Source organism: Bacteroides faecis (assembly GCF_020091505.1).
Classification (GTDB): Bacteria; Bacteroidota; Bacteroidia; order Bacteroidales; family Bacteroidaceae; genus Bacteroides; species Bacteroides faecis.
Genome location: NZ_CP081916.1, coordinates 2,528,082 through 2,542,341, shown reverse-complemented (window position 1 = coordinate 2,542,341; position 14,260 = coordinate 2,528,082). Strand labels below are relative to the sequence as shown.

Genomic DNA, 14,260 nt, shown 5'->3' with positions numbered 1-14,260 from the left:
TTCCCGGTAGTGCTTTCAGCCGAAATGCCGATAAACAGAGGGATACGGCAAGGCTGAACAAGCTGAATCCCAACAGGTGGCATCCTTCAGACTTCCTCACAGCGCACCATGTCCCAGCCGCGAAACTGGATCAGCAACCGGTGAAAAGTCGTCCTCGACGCCAATTGTCGGGCCACTTTATCTTCGCTGTATTGAAGAAGTTGGCGATGCCCTTCGTCGGCTTGCATTGCAAGTTCCGCATCGGTAGCGGTGCGGGCAGCGTATTTGAGTTCGATGATGTAGCTGTGCTCAATGTCCGATAGCGCTGCTTGTCGGGCAACAGGAAGAAATCGCAGTAACCATAGTTCATTTCCAGTTCCGGTTCTACCAGATAATAGGAAGCAAGAGCAAGATAGGCTTTGAGGAAGCCTTGCAGATTTCGCTCTCCTTCCATGCCGTCACGAACGGAGGAGTTTTCGCGATAAGCACAGGCGATGGATTCGAAAAATGGCTTCCAAACACCATCGTAAGCGAGATCGTCTATCTGATCTTTCAAACGAGAAAGATCTAACGGATGAGCCTGCTGATAATATTCGCGCAGAAAGCCGAAATATTGCTCACGCACACAATGATTGGGAATGCACATTCGCAGGCGATCTCCGCGTGTGCCACACATGGTGAGCAATCCGTAATAATAGAGCAGGCTACGAAAATTGTCGACATCCGCTACCCGTTCTGCCGGAAACGAAGTATGGAGGTTCACCAAAATCTCTCCTTTCGTCGCTATCTCCTCAATGGTACTCATGCGGCTTCCTTCGTGAGCGCTGTCATGGTCGATACGGGCAAGCATCTTTAACTTACTGTAATCGGTACGGATGTTTTTGTCAACCATTTCTTCGGGGGAACGATGAAAATCAAACTGGCTACGTAAATAATATAAAGTCATATCACAATTAAAAACTCTATCATCTCCCAAGCTCATTCGTGCAAAACAATAATTATCATACCAAGGCTTCATTTCCGCTATCATCGCCTCAATATCACCGGGCAATGCATCGTTTTCCTGATAATACCGAAACATTTCGCGTACTTCCGTTTCACTGAATCCCATCATAGCATTAAAGCGGGAATCAGTCGATATATTCCAGTCTATATTGTATCCGCTGGACAGGTCATCCAGCGTGACCGGACTAACCCCCATCAGGAATATACGGTCGAACATACCTTTATATTGCTTGAAATATTCACGATAAAAGCCACTGGCATGTGTCAGATCGTGAAACATCTTCTGACCGTGTTCGCTCAATATGACATTCGTGAAGTTATCGTATTCATCTATAGTAAGGTATAAGGGATACCCCTTGGCTTTTGCCTTCAGTTCGATATAAGACAACTTTGCCTTGGCGCTGCTTATACTTTCGACAGTCGACTTGAAATCCGGATCGTAGAAAGAAGCGTAATCATCTGCGAACTGATTGATGACAAGACTGGAATATTCATTGAAACTAGCCATCATGCCATCTCCCGGAACGGAACAACCGGCTTTCGAGAAATCGAAATAAAGTACCTGATAGTGGTTTCTCTGATCGGTGGGATGAGCGCCAATCCACAAATCACCGAAATACCTGTCGAAGTTGTCCCGCTGCAACAGGTCATAATAAGTACGCATCATGCTCAGGAACAGGCTTTTCCCAAAGCGACGGGGACGGGTAAGGGAAAGATAACTCGGCATTCTTTCGATAAGAGGCAGGTATATGGTCTTATCCACAAAATAAAAATTGTCGTTCCTCAACCGGTTGAAATCCGATATTCCGTAAGGTATTCCTTTCAATCGATTCATATTGGCTGACCTTTTTATAATTAACATGAACAAAGTTAGTTTATTCCATGAGATTAAACAACGATTTGCAAAGATATTGTTTTCTATCTGCTATGGCTCCCCCTGTTCAGCACCCATTCTTGATACTCATTCTTGCTATCGATTACCATTACTCTCATGTAGTGGATTCACCTGCCACTAAAAGCCCAATCTGAGATGATGGCAGAATCATTCAAAGTCGAAGACAGAAGGGCTAATTTGCTCAATCAGTACAAATAGTTGCATATTCTAACCAAGAACAAAGAAATAAAATAAAAAAAGATCGGATTTTATAACGGTGGTAAAAGCAAAATAAGGGTGGCAAAACATTCATCCGAGCTGAAAATCGTTCAAAAAGCGACTGATTCACCCATCAAAAAAAGACCATTTCAAAGATTGACAAAAACACCTTAAAATTTGAAAAAAACACCGATTAGCAATCTCGCATTTCCCCCATATCTTTGCAATGTCGATAAGGGACAAAGGTTCCTTAGCCAAAGACAAGAGAATTAAAACAAACAAGTATAGTAACAAACAAATAAAAGTAACATTGCCTATAAAGAACAAACAAAAAGAATGCCCCCCTCGGAAGTATCTCTTATTCCTTATCATATAATAGGGACTTCCAACCAAAAGAACTGATGTTTAACAAAACAAACGACCCTCATCTCTCGGATGACTCTCACCCCAAAAAATCAAAAAACAAAAAACAGCATTGCTATACATATTATATAGTATATGCGACCATAAAAAAGAATTATTGCATCACACATTAAAATCAAAACGAAAATGAAAGTAAAAAATTTATTATTAGCAGGTTTGGCAGTAGCAGCCATGACAGCTTGTAGCAACAATGACATTGACGAGATCGTTGATAACGGAGTTCAAACTCCAACTGAAGAAGCAAGCATGAAACTCTATTTCAACTTCGCAAATCAAACGAGAGCGAATGGTGACGATAGTGGTGACAAAGTAGATGGTGAAGAGGTAGAATGGAACGTAAGCCAATCATCAATTACAGTAGTACTTCAATATGCAAATGGAGGAAAGAAACTTGTATACGACAATTTGACACCTGTTACAGAGACTGCTGACGGTTCGAAAAAGTATACTACAACACCATTTATTGTAGATGCAGGTAATGATGTTACAGTATATGCATTTATCAATCCTAATAACCTAAATATTGATGCGAATGTAGATCCTGCAACGTTGACTCTTACTAATGCCCTTACATTGCCTTCAACTGGATTAGATTACCTTATTGGTAGTCAAGATGTAGCCGGAATTGCCACACCGAATAAATTCATGATGAGTGGTAAAACGGTAGTTAATATAACAGCTGGATCAACAACAAATAAGGCTGAGATTAGTGTAGATCGTGTAGCTGCTAAACTAGACGAGAAAACACAAAAGGCCCCATTTACGATTGATGCTAAGGGTGTGACATATACAGACAAAGACAATAAGCCTGCAGCAGTTAAGATTCAGTTATTATCTCATTCATACTCAAACTTGTCAAATAACACTTTTGCTTTAAATGAAACAAGAGAAAAGAGTTATTTTAATAATGAGACTGGCGCTACCAACTATTTACAAGCATATTCCGAACAAGGATCATACCCTTTAGATACATACTACAAATGGCTTACAAAGAAGGCAGATGCCAATAATGAAATTACCTATTGCTTAGAAAACTATGGTAATGGTAATCCTACAAAAGTTCACTATAAAGGTCAAGTTTATATTGGTGAAAACGCTATCGAATCAGATTTCTATATCAGAACTGTACAAAATCCTGAGGCTTACTATATATTTAAAGATTTAGCAGAAATGAAGGCATATTACAATGACGCTGCAATCAATGCCATCACAGCTGAAACGTCTCGTGAAGATCTAGCTAATTTAGGTATTAAAAAGTACGATGGAGGTATATGCTATTATGAAGCTACTATTAACACATTTGTTCCAGATAAAGCAGCATCAATCCTACGTAACAACTGGTATAAATTAAATGTAAGTAAGATCAAAGAGATTGGTACTCCGACACCTGCTCTTGATCCAGAAGATAAAACAACAAAATTGGTAGTTGAAACAACAATCAATCCTTGGACTATCCAGGTTAATGATTTTGAACTCTAATTTCTAAATAATACATCGGGAGAGGCTTTCTCCTCTCCCGATACTTTTTCTTCTTCTCTACAGAAACAGAGCATTACATTCAAACAAAACATACGCTTCCTGAAAAAGCATAAAAAAAGAAATGATGAAACAAATACTGACTACCATACAAGAAAAGACAAGCAAAATATTGTCTCTTGCAATATTGGCTGGTACAATCGCCTCCTGTGATTCGGTACTGAATTACAATGAAGATTGTGACATCGAATATTGTGTCAAGTTCAAGTATGACTACAACATGGAAGAAAAAGACGTATTTGCCGAGCAGGTAAGGACCGTCACTCTTTATGCTTTTGATGACAACAATAACCTCGTTTACCAGAATACCGATGAAGGTGAGCCATTGGGTGAAGGAAACTACGCAATGAACGTCGTAGGAATAGATCCTTCCCAATATCGCCTAGTGGTATGGGCAGGATTAAATGACGAATCATTCGCAGTTCCATTGCTATACCCAAATCAATCAAAAATAGAGGAACTAACGGTAAAAACGTTACGCAAACAAGCTACCCGAAGTGCCTCAGAAGATGAAAAGGATCAATATATAGTAGAAAACAGTCTATACTCACTTTGGCATGGTGAAGTCAAGAAAGGACCTACTACTCGTAGTGGAAGACAACAAATCACCAATGTGTCATTAGTAAAAAACACCAATACTATTCATGTTATCGTCGCACAGGTAAATCAGTCTAATGGCCCTATAACAAAGGCACTGACAGAAGAGACTTTCCAATGTGCAATCTATGATGATAATGGATATATGAATTATGACAACTCATTGCTAGAAGACAATCTATTAACATATAAGCCATATAATACAAAAGCCGAAATTGTAACAACAAAGGCTTTTAGCGCAGACAATGAACCAGCTAAAGAATACAATGGTATTACTAGTGATTTGAGCGTTGCCAGACTCGTAAAAGGACAAACACCTGAATTAACGATTAGAAACTCTCAAACACAAGAAGTTTTATTCCACAGTGATGATTTAATAAAATACTTCGAAGAAGTAGACGCTGAAAAATATAAAGATAGAAACTATTCCCTCCAAGAATACTTGGATCGTGAAGACGAATATACCATCAAGATTTTTGTAGACGAAAAGCTTGCATTAATCAAAACTGTAATTGATGTGAACGACTGGATCATCCAAATTAATGATATTGAACTTTAATACAAAAAGAATGAAATACTCTAAATTGACATATTATTTGCTGACTATCCTCTGCATGATGGCAACGTCTTGTGTCACAGACGGAGTTATGGATGAGTGTCCAGACAGCAGTAAAAACACTGAAATGGTTACAGACGCACGCGTTAGCCTCGTTCTGAATTTTGCTATCAATAGTTCTGCTACAAGAGCAGGAGAAATTGATGGTAGCACAATAGACGGAGAACTAAACGAAAGAAAAATAAAAGATGTACATATATACGCATTCCAAAACAATAAATTTAAGGAAGAAGTCAAGTATGTATCAATATTTGGTACAGATGGAGATAAAACGCGAATCATACAAGGAACATTGTCTGAAAAATATAATCCAGAGATTGCTGTCAAATTTGTAGTAATAGCAAATGGTGAGAATAAAAAAGTCATTACTCCAAATATTCCCAAACTAGATAGTAATACAACGCCAGAAACGCTATTCTCACAATTAGTGTTCGATTATAATAGCAATGACAATTGGAACACTTGTATTCCAATGGCAGGAATATGTGAAATAAAACCACTTCAAGAAGGAGATTACAATACAGCTGAATTACAATTAACACGAGCCATTGCAAAAGTTAATGTAACAGTAAATGAAGGTAAAGGGCTTGAAGGAGTTGAAATTACAGAGATTACACTACATAACTATAACACCCAAGGATATTGTGCTGTTCAAGAAAACAATAATCTTCCATATATACCAGCAACCTCACAAATATCAACTTCTACCTTATCATCCGGACCTTTAAGAGGAAAAGAAGGAAATTGCTTTGAAAACCATTTTTATATTCCAGAGCACAAAAACATAGGTATAGCAGAAGATAATAGAGTATACTTGCATATTAAAGCAAATGTTTATGATATGCCTAAAGAATATGATTTAGCATTCACTCATAACGGTAATATCCATGACGTCTTACGTAACTACATTTATATATTTAATATCAAAAGTATAAAAGCTCAAGATGCGTCATTAAGTTTGGACTATACTGTAAAAAAGTGGGATTTAATCTCAGTCGATGTACCATCTTTTAATTAAGGAGAAATTAGCATGAAAAAGCAAAACAATATATCAATATATACAAAACAAATATTTAGTCTTGTATTGATGAGTATCCTCTTCTTTGCATGTCAGGAAGAAGAAATTATCAAAAACAATACTGTAGAAGAAGGTATCCCTGTAGAAATAGCCCTCAACGTATCAGCACCAGAAATGACAACAATGACAAGAGGATTACGTGATGAAGAAGAATTTCAAATCAATGACCTATACTTGTTGATATTCGACTCTGAAGGCAAAACCAAAGCAGGTACACAATATTATAGTGCAGAAGATTTAAATGGTAAAATAGAAGGAGGGCAAGCAAGCCCAACCCATGGAACTATTAGTGGTATCAAAACGACTAGTGGAAAAAGTTATATTTTTGCAGCTGCCAATGTTGGTAGCAACCAATTAAGCGGAGGAAAAAGTATAAAAGAGCAATTGGAACAGGTTAATAATATTAGCGACCTAAAAGCGGTAACTGCCACTTTAAACTCAAACACATCAACTGCACAAGTTGACCGGACACAGGCTGCATTAGTCATGTGCGGAGCCTACACTCCTGCTTCTACCGGTCAAACGCAGGAGAATGAGGGGGAATGTAATATTACCAAAGGTACTAATACCTTAAATGGAAAAATAGTATTAGAACGCTTAGATTCCCACATTACATTTAAGATATCTTGGGGAGGAAAGAACTCTAAAGTGACCTCTTTCGAGTTAACAGGATGGAAAGTATACAATGTGCCTATAAAGTCATATTTATTGTCACAAGAGCAAGATGCCGTAAAAAGTGATAAGAATGATTATGCTATAAGTCCTTCAGAGCAGAAAGTTACAACAGATGAAACAGGCAAGTCATGTTCTTTCGATTTCTATATGCTTGAAAATAGAAAGCATGCAAAGCTATATAATGGAAAAGCCATATCAAGCTATGCAGAAAGAGAAGCGGAAGTCAAGAATAATAACTTAAATACAGGTGAGTACAAATTTGTAGAACCATACGCTACCTATGTAGAAATTCAAGCCAATATGGAATTAGAAAGCAGTAATACTACAACCGATGGAAAGAAAGTGGCGAATGTGAAATATACAATACACTTAGGAGGAGGTGAAAGAGATTATACTAACTTCAAGAGTGAACGGAACAAAAAATATACATATAATGTAACAATCGTTGACACTGAAGATATTCGTGTTGAAGTCCAAAATAAAAATGAAGTACGCCCGGGAGTAGAAGGAGACGTCATAGATGCAAAAACAAAGGTATACACATTGGATGCACATTACAACTGTTTTATTATAGGTTTAACCAAAACGCAAGCCAAGGAATTAAGTTTTATGGTAAAAACTCCCTTTGGAACATCTGTCACTAATACTTCAAATGAAAGCGAACGTAAGATGGGAGATTATAAATGGATTAGATTTAAACGTTGTACAAAGGAGGCTCTTGCAACATACCCTAAGAATGGAAGCGGTTTAATTGATTTATTTGGTTTAGCATCAGATATTACAAGCCAAAGCGGAAACAATTATACTACATTCTATTATACAGTTTTTGTAGACGAATATTATTATGATCAAGTTCCAGCTGGAGAAAATTGGACCCAACCATATTGGAAGTATTTTGTAAACAAAGAAAACAGATATGTCATATTACTATTCACTCCTGAATATAGTCTAGATAAAGAAAGTAGTTACGCAGATGCTCAGTATCTAATTACTCAGAGATCAATCCAAACTTATTATAGTACCGAGAAATTTAATAGTGGGCAAACAGCATTAGGAATGGAACATGTTAATGAAACAGGAGAACCATCAACTGCTACTCCTGGCATTAGCGATCTCAGCAATTCTAATGGCTATTACAATATGTACAAATATATAAATAGGAATAACTACAAGAATTGGAACAATCATGCATCTATTACTTCACCAAATACCGCTGGATATACGTTCAATATAACCAAAGACAATGCTTGGTCAGACTGTCTATCAAGAAATAGAGATGAGAACAACAATGGGGTCATTGAACCAGAAGAATTAAAGTGGTATTTGCCCACCAGAGATCAATTAACTGGTATGTTCTTAGGAGCAGAAAGTCTTACAACCCCTTTATTTGATGCAGATTCGTATCCTCAAGGTAGCGTATCACTCAATGGGGATACTAGATTCCATTATCTTTTGAGTAATAATCAGAAAATATGGGGAGAAGAAGGATGTTCTATAGGAGATAGAGGCTATGCAGGCCAACCAAAACAAATAAGATGCGTCCGTAATCTGAATCTAGATATGAATAGTAGTAATGCAACCACTGAAAGTAAAAAAGTAGGCAATGTATTTACATATAATAGTACTAACCATGTATTCAATTTGGAACAGATGGATGCAAAAAACATACGCGGAAAAGTTAATGGAGAATTAGGATTACATGATAATTTCAGCATTAGCAACAGACCATATAAAGCGTTTCAAATGGCAAAGAATTTTCATACAGCAGAAGAAGGTTATGGACCTTGGGGCGAATTCGTAAATATTGATCAGAATCATAATAGTTTATGTAAAAACTATTATGAAAAAGCCAACAGAAGTGATAAAGGAAAATGGAGAACACCTAATCAAAGAGAATTCATGATTATGTATACTCAAGACATAAATTTTATACGCTATACAAAAAATGGCGGTTGGTATAATGATGATATAGATTATAGAGCATATACTAGAACCGAATGGAAATACAACAAAGCAAGACATTTTGGCTACAATAATGGAATACTATTTCTTGATCAACCGACAAGTTACAATATATCTTTGCGCTGCGTCCGTGATGTTGACGTAGACTCAAATGGCAATATTATCAATGAATGATAACTAACAAAAACCTAAAAAGGATATAATATTATGGAACCAAAAGACATCCTACAACTAGAATCATCAGATGAGCGACAAGCCTATCTGTTTGAAGAGAATGGACGGTGGTACGCTTATGAGCATTCAGCCCACCGGATCAACAAATTTGTAGAAGGCTTTGTAGACTTCAAACACAAGGTGCAAGATGTCTGCGGTCGAATCAAAGTGGAAATAGATCTCAGTGTATTGGAAAAGTGTTCCATCACACTGTGTGAAGATTCACTGCTTGTACTTGATTGTCCTGCAGCATAAAAGCTGTAGAAGAGTATAAGTTTCATAACTTTTATTTAATATAATTACACAATATATTGTTTGTTTTGTTTGTGTTCCTCAGTCCACTCAGAGGCAGCTTGTGAAAGTAGCGCTGAGTGGGTGGGGATTTTTTGTGCATAAGTTAAACAAGTTGGCTATCTATGTATTACATAAAATGTGTAACGCAAAATATGTAGTAGCCAAGAAGCCTAATCTTCCTTCCCCGTACACGGTTACAATATCTCCGAATCCTTCTGCGACCAAAAAAACAGAAAAATGATTTCTTCTTTGCAAAATGAGCGTAACCTGATCCTGATAACACCCCGCAAATAGAAATTATTTATTTTTTGACTAATAATCTTTGTTTATCTCCTATAAACCTGTATATTTGGAGTATGATAACTGATACTCTTATATTAATACAGAATTACTATGAGCCATACCATTTTCCTAATCATCGCCCTCGTCACTACAGGAATTTTTCTTATTCAATTCGTATTATCGATCTTCTTCGGAGATATGGATGCAGATGTAGATGTGGATGCTGACATCAGCAGTGTAGTATCTTTCAAAGGTCTCACCCACTTCGGGATCGGATTCGGATGGTATATGTATCTGGCAGGAAATGCCGATATAGCAAGTTATGCAATCGGGATTCTGGTAGGTCTGTTCTTTGTCTTTGCCGTATGGTTTCTTTATAAGAAAGCCTATCAGCTGCAACAAGTGAACCGGTCTGAAGAGACCGATCAGCTGGTAGGACGGGAATGTACCATCTACTTCAAGCAAACCGACAACAAATATACAGTACAGACAAGCCGGGACGGCGCCATGCGCGAAGTGGACGTGATTTCCGAAACCGGCAAAGCATATCAGACCGGAGACAGAACGATCATCAGCAGCTACAAAGACGGAACTTTATACATTAAATAACTATTCAAATACACAATTTTATGACACAAGAAATGCTAATCATGGCTGCTATCCTAGTGGCGGTCATCCTACTTACCTTTATCGGCATCCTGTCGCGCTATCGTAAATGTAAGAGTGACGAAGTCCTCGTAGTATACGGTAAAACAGGGGGAGAAAAGAAATCAGCCAAGTTATATCACGGTGGAGCTGCTTTCGTATGGCCGATTATACAGGGTTACGAATTCCTTTCCATGAAACCATTGCAGATTGACTGTAAACTGACAGGAGCACTATCTGCCCAAAATATCCGTGTGGACGTACCGACCACCATCACCGTAGCGATCAGCACAGACCCGGAAGTGATGCAAAACGCTGCCGAACGTATGCTGGGACTGACGATGGACGACAAACAAAACCTGATTACTGATGTAGTATACGGTCAAATGCGTCTGGTCATTGCGGACATGACAATTGAGGAACTGAACTCCGACCGGGACAAATTCTTATCGAAAGTAAAAGATAACATCGACACGGAACTCCGCAAGTTCGGTTTGTATCTGATGAACATCAACATCAGTGATATCCGCGACGCTGCCAACTACATTGTCAACCTAGGTAAGGAAGCCGAAAGCAAGGCGCTGAACGAAGCACAAGCCAACATCGAAGAACAGGAAAAGCTGGGTGCTATCAAAATTGCCAATCAGATAAAGGAACGCGAAACAAAGGTTGCAGAAACCCGCAAGGACCAGGATATCGCCATTGCCGAAACCAAAAAGCAACAGGAAATCTCTGTGGCAAATGCAGATAAGGAAAGAATCTCTCAGGTAGCCTTTGCCAACGCAGACAAAGAATCGCAAGTGGCAAAAGCGGAAGCAGAAAAGAACATCCGTATCGAACAGGCAAATACCGAAAAGGAAAGCCGCGTTGCCGAACTGAACTCCGACATGGAAATCAAACAGGCAGAAGCTGCAAAGAAGGCAGCTATCGGACGAAATGACGCGCAAAAGGAAGTGGCTTTATCAAATGCCGAATTAGCTGTCACACAGGCAAATGCCGACAAGCAGGCCGGTGAAGCCGCCGCAAAATCGGAAGCTGCCGTACAAACTGCCCGGGAAATAGCCCAGAAAGAGGTGGAAGAAGCAAAAGCGAAGAAAGTAGAATCTTCATTGAAAGCAGAAAAGATCGTTCCTGCAGAAATCGCCAGACAAGAGGCTATCTTACAAGCAAACGCCATCGCTGAAAAAATCACCCGTGAAGCTGAAGCACGCGCAAAAGCAACTCTGGCACAAGCGGAAGCAGAAGCAAAAGCCATCCAGCTGAAACTGGAAGCGGAAGCGGAAGGTAAGAAAAAGTCATTGCTTGCAGAAGCAGAAGGTTTTGAGGCAATGGTAAGAGCTGCCGAATCAAATCCTGCCATCGCCATACAATACAAGATGGTAGACCAGTGGAAGGAAATAGCCGGAGAACAAGTGAAGGCTTTCGAACACATAAACTTGGGCAATATCACCGTATTCGACGGAGGAAACGGAGGAACAAGCAACTTCCTCAATACGCTGGTGAAAACAGTAGCACCGAGCCTCGGTGTACTGGACAAACTGCCAATCGGCGAAACAGTAAAGGGAATCATCAACCCGGAAAGTAAAACGGAAGAGAAACCTGCCGGAAAGACGGAAGAAAAGAAAAAATAAATCTTCTGACATCACAAATGAACTGCCGATAGAATATCTTAATATCTATCGGCAGTTTGTAGTTTTAATCACACTAATTATACCCAATAGGATACAATTAGAGAATTATTGCCTATCCACAAGGAAAACTAAAGCAAAATAACATATCTTTGCAGGCAAAAAATTAAAAATGAACCGCTATAAACTCCACTTTCTGCCTTTATTTATATTGATCACGGGATTTATCACGCTTACTGCCGGCTGCAAAAAGAAAGATATGTCTCTCAAATTGAATGAACCCCGCAACATCCGCGGTGTGGTCAGTTACAAACGTTCTTTCCCCGACTTAAACGACACGCACTTAGCTGTGGCAAAGACCATCGGCATCTGCCCGCCAGAAGACAGGGATGCTGCCGAAAAGATGAAAGACAAGCTTATCCATATCACCGACAATCAATTTTATGCGATAGACTCACTGACACATTCCATCCCCTACCTTATACCTCGTGCCAGCGAATTACTCGATACCATTGGTGCCAATTTCCTTGATTCACTGACAGCAAAAGGTTTGAACCCAAACCAAATAATCGTCACTTCCGTACTGCGTTCACAAAGTGATGTGAAACGTCTGCGCCGCCGCAATGGAAATGCTTCCGCAAACTCCGCCCATTGTTATGGTGCAACCTTCGATGTTAGCTGGAAACGATTCAAAAAGGTGGAAGACAAAGACGGACGTCCCTTGCAGGATGTCAATGCCGACACGCTGAAACTCGTTCTGTCCGAGGTACTGAGAGACTTGCGCCAAGCCGATAAATGCTACATAAAATATGAATTAAAACAGGGATGCTTCCACATCACAGCAAGATGAACTGTATTTCCGGAAATTTGAATGAGGGAAACACAAAACCTTCAAACTAAATTTTGTGTTATAACGGGAAACGGCTATCTTTGTATGAATCCAACGTTAAAAGAATCAGATCATGAACAAGCTATACCCCATTGGCATACAGAATTTGAAAGTCTACGAAAAGACGGTTACTTCTATGTTGATAAAACCGCTTTGATTTCTTCAGCAATGAAACAAGAAACATCGAGAAGTGGATAGTAGAATAATTGCAATAAAATTCACCCGTAAACAGCCGAAGAATCCAAAACGTTTCACTAAATTTGCAGAAATTTTTCTTTAATACGATTCAATGATAGAGAAACTGATTGTTCTTGAGGATATTGACCCGGTTATTTTTTACGGCGTAAACAACGCCAACATACAGTTAATTAAAGCTTTATATCCAAAGCTACGTATTGTTGCCCGCGGCAATGTCATCAAAGTGCTGGGCGATGAGGAAGAAATGTGTGCCTTCGAAGAAAATATCACCAAACTCGAAAAATATTGTGCCGAATATAATTCGCTGAAAGAGGAAGTCATCATCGATATTATAAAAGGGAATGCTCCGCAAGCGGAACAGACCGGAAATGTGATTGTTTTCAGCGTTACCGGCAAACCTATCATCCCACGAAGCGAAAACCAACTGAAGCTGGTGGAAGGCTTTGCCAAAAACGATATGGTATTCGCCATCGGTCCTGCCGGCTCGGGAAAGACATATACTGCCATTGCCCTCGCCGTTCGTGCACTGAAAAACAAGGAGATCAAGAAGATTATCCTCAGTCGCCCCGCAGTAGAAGCCGGAGAAAAGCTCGGTTTCCTGCCCGGAGATATGAAAGATAAGATCGACCCGTACCTGCAACCATTATATGATGCACTACAGGACATGATACTCGCAGCCAAGTTAAAGGAATACATGGAACTGAACATTATTCAGATTGCCCCGTTAGCATTTATGCGCGGACGTACGCTGAATGACGCAGTCGTGATTCTCGACGAAGCGCAGAATACCACTACACAGCAAATCAAAATGTTCCTCACCCGCATGGGTATGAATACCAAAATGATTGTGACGGGAGATATGACACAGATCGACCTCCCTGCCTCACAAACCTCGGGATTGGTGCAAGCACTCCGTATCCTGAAAGGTGTGAAGGGAATCAGCTTTGTGGAGTTGAACAAAAAAGATATTGTACGCCATAAACTGGTGGAACGCATCGTAGATGCTTACGAAAAATTCGACAAGGAGGCGAAAGCCGAAAGGGAGAAACGAAAGAATGAACAACTGATTATCAACGGCGAACGACCGGTGAAGCAAGTCAACAACTAATCGTTTCTGTGATTTGTAACTTGTAATTTGTAATTATAA

9 protein-coding genes and 2 pseudogenes are annotated in these 14,260 nt (G+C 39.3%); 10 read left to right on the top strand and 1 reads right to left on the bottom strand.

Annotated elements, in window-relative coordinates:
* Positions 1 to 86: 86 nt before the first annotated feature.
* Positions 87 to 1,819 (bottom strand): annotated as a pseudogene (locus K6V30_RS09730) (ATP-binding protein).
* Positions 1,820 to 2,626: 807 nt separating this feature from the next.
* Here K6V30_RS09730 and K6V30_RS09725 point away from each other — a divergent pair.
* The 10 genes and pseudogenes from K6V30_RS09725 to K6V30_RS09680 all read left to right on the top strand — a co-directional run bounded on the left by K6V30_RS09725 (position 2,627) and on the right by K6V30_RS09680 (position 14,221).
* Positions 2,627 to 3,979 carry an Mfa1 family fimbria major subunit gene (locus K6V30_RS09725; protein WP_022302088.1) on the top strand — a complete coding sequence of 451 codons (1,353 nt, stop codon included), beginning with the start codon at positions 2,627 to 2,629 and terminating at the stop codon, positions 3,977 to 3,979.
* A gap of 124 nt (positions 3,980 to 4,103) precedes the next feature.
* Positions 4,104 to 5,192 (top strand): FimB/Mfa2 family fimbrial subunit, encoded by a 1,089-nt coding sequence (locus K6V30_RS09720; RefSeq protein WP_055270344.1) that lies wholly within the window; start codon positions 4,104 to 4,106, stop codon positions 5,190 to 5,192.
* A 10-nt stretch (positions 5,193 to 5,202) separates the two neighbouring features.
* Complete coding sequence (locus K6V30_RS09715; RefSeq protein WP_022302086.1) at positions 5,203 to 6,267, top strand: FimB/Mfa2 family fimbrial subunit; 1,065 nt, start codon at positions 5,203 to 5,205, stop codon at positions 6,265 to 6,267.
* A 12-nt stretch (positions 6,268 to 6,279) separates the two neighbouring features.
* The gene (locus tag K6V30_RS09710) at positions 6,280 to 9,138 is read left to right on the top strand and encodes a fimbrial protein (RefSeq protein ID WP_022302085.1); all 2,859 of its coding nucleotides are present in this window, start codon (positions 6,280 to 6,282) and stop codon (positions 9,136 to 9,138) included.
* A gap of 33 nt (positions 9,139 to 9,171) precedes the next feature.
* Positions 9,172 to 9,432 (top strand): hypothetical protein, encoded by a 261-nt coding sequence (locus tag K6V30_RS09705; RefSeq protein ID WP_010536830.1) that lies wholly within the window; start codon positions 9,172 to 9,174, stop codon positions 9,430 to 9,432.
* 432 nt (positions 9,433 to 9,864) lie between these two features.
* The gene (locus tag K6V30_RS09700; protein WP_022302084.1) at positions 9,865 to 10,362 is read left to right on the top strand and encodes a hypothetical protein; all 498 of its coding nucleotides are present in this window, start codon (positions 9,865 to 9,867) and stop codon (positions 10,360 to 10,362) included.
* 20 nt (positions 10,363 to 10,382) lie between these two features.
* Positions 10,383 to 12,029 (top strand): flotillin family protein, encoded by a 1,647-nt coding sequence (locus K6V30_RS09695; RefSeq protein WP_010536828.1) that lies wholly within the window; start codon positions 10,383 to 10,385, stop codon positions 12,027 to 12,029.
* 169 nt (positions 12,030 to 12,198) lie between these two features.
* Positions 12,199 to 12,876: a DUF5715 family protein gene (locus K6V30_RS09690; RefSeq protein WP_022302083.1), complete on the top strand. Its 678-nt coding sequence runs from the start codon at positions 12,199 to 12,201 to the stop codon at positions 12,874 to 12,876.
* Between the two features lie 112 nt (positions 12,877 to 12,988).
* A pseudogene (locus K6V30_RS09685) lies at positions 12,989 to 13,089 on the top strand (AAA family ATPase); the annotation flags it as partial.
* Positions 13,090 to 13,204: 115 nt separating this feature from the next.
* On the top strand, positions 13,205 to 14,221 hold the full coding sequence (locus K6V30_RS09680) for a PhoH family protein (protein ID WP_055270294.1): 1,017 nt from the start codon (positions 13,205 to 13,207) through the stop codon (positions 14,219 to 14,221).
* Positions 14,222 to 14,260 lie beyond the last annotated feature (39 nt).

Bases quoted from the DNA above. Each gene is read 5' to 3' on its own strand.
- K6V30_RS09725 (WP_022302088.1), top strand. From the start codon at position 2,627: ATGAAAGTAAAAAATTTATTATTAGCAGGTTTGGCAGTAGCAGCCATG.
- K6V30_RS09720 (WP_055270344.1), top strand. From the start codon at position 4,104: ATGAAACAAATACTGACTACCATACAAGAAAAGACAAGCAAAATATTG.
- K6V30_RS09715 (WP_022302086.1), top strand. From the start codon at position 5,203: ATGAAATACTCTAAATTGACATATTATTTGCTGACTATCCTCTGCATG.
- K6V30_RS09710 (WP_022302085.1), top strand. From the start codon at position 6,280: ATGAAAAAGCAAAACAATATATCAATATATACAAAACAAATATTTAGT.
- K6V30_RS09705 (WP_010536830.1), top strand. From the start codon at position 9,172: ATGGAACCAAAAGACATCCTACAACTAGAATCATCAGATGAGCGACAA.
- K6V30_RS09700 (WP_022302084.1), top strand. From the start codon at position 9,865: ATGAGCCATACCATTTTCCTAATCATCGCCCTCGTCACTACAGGAATT.
- K6V30_RS09695 (WP_010536828.1), top strand. From the start codon at position 10,383: ATGACACAAGAAATGCTAATCATGGCTGCTATCCTAGTGGCGGTCATC.
- K6V30_RS09690 (WP_022302083.1), top strand. From the start codon at position 12,199: ATGAACCGCTATAAACTCCACTTTCTGCCTTTATTTATATTGATCACG.
- K6V30_RS09680 (WP_055270294.1), top strand. From the start codon at position 13,205: ATGATAGAGAAACTGATTGTTCTTGAGGATATTGACCCGGTTATTTTT.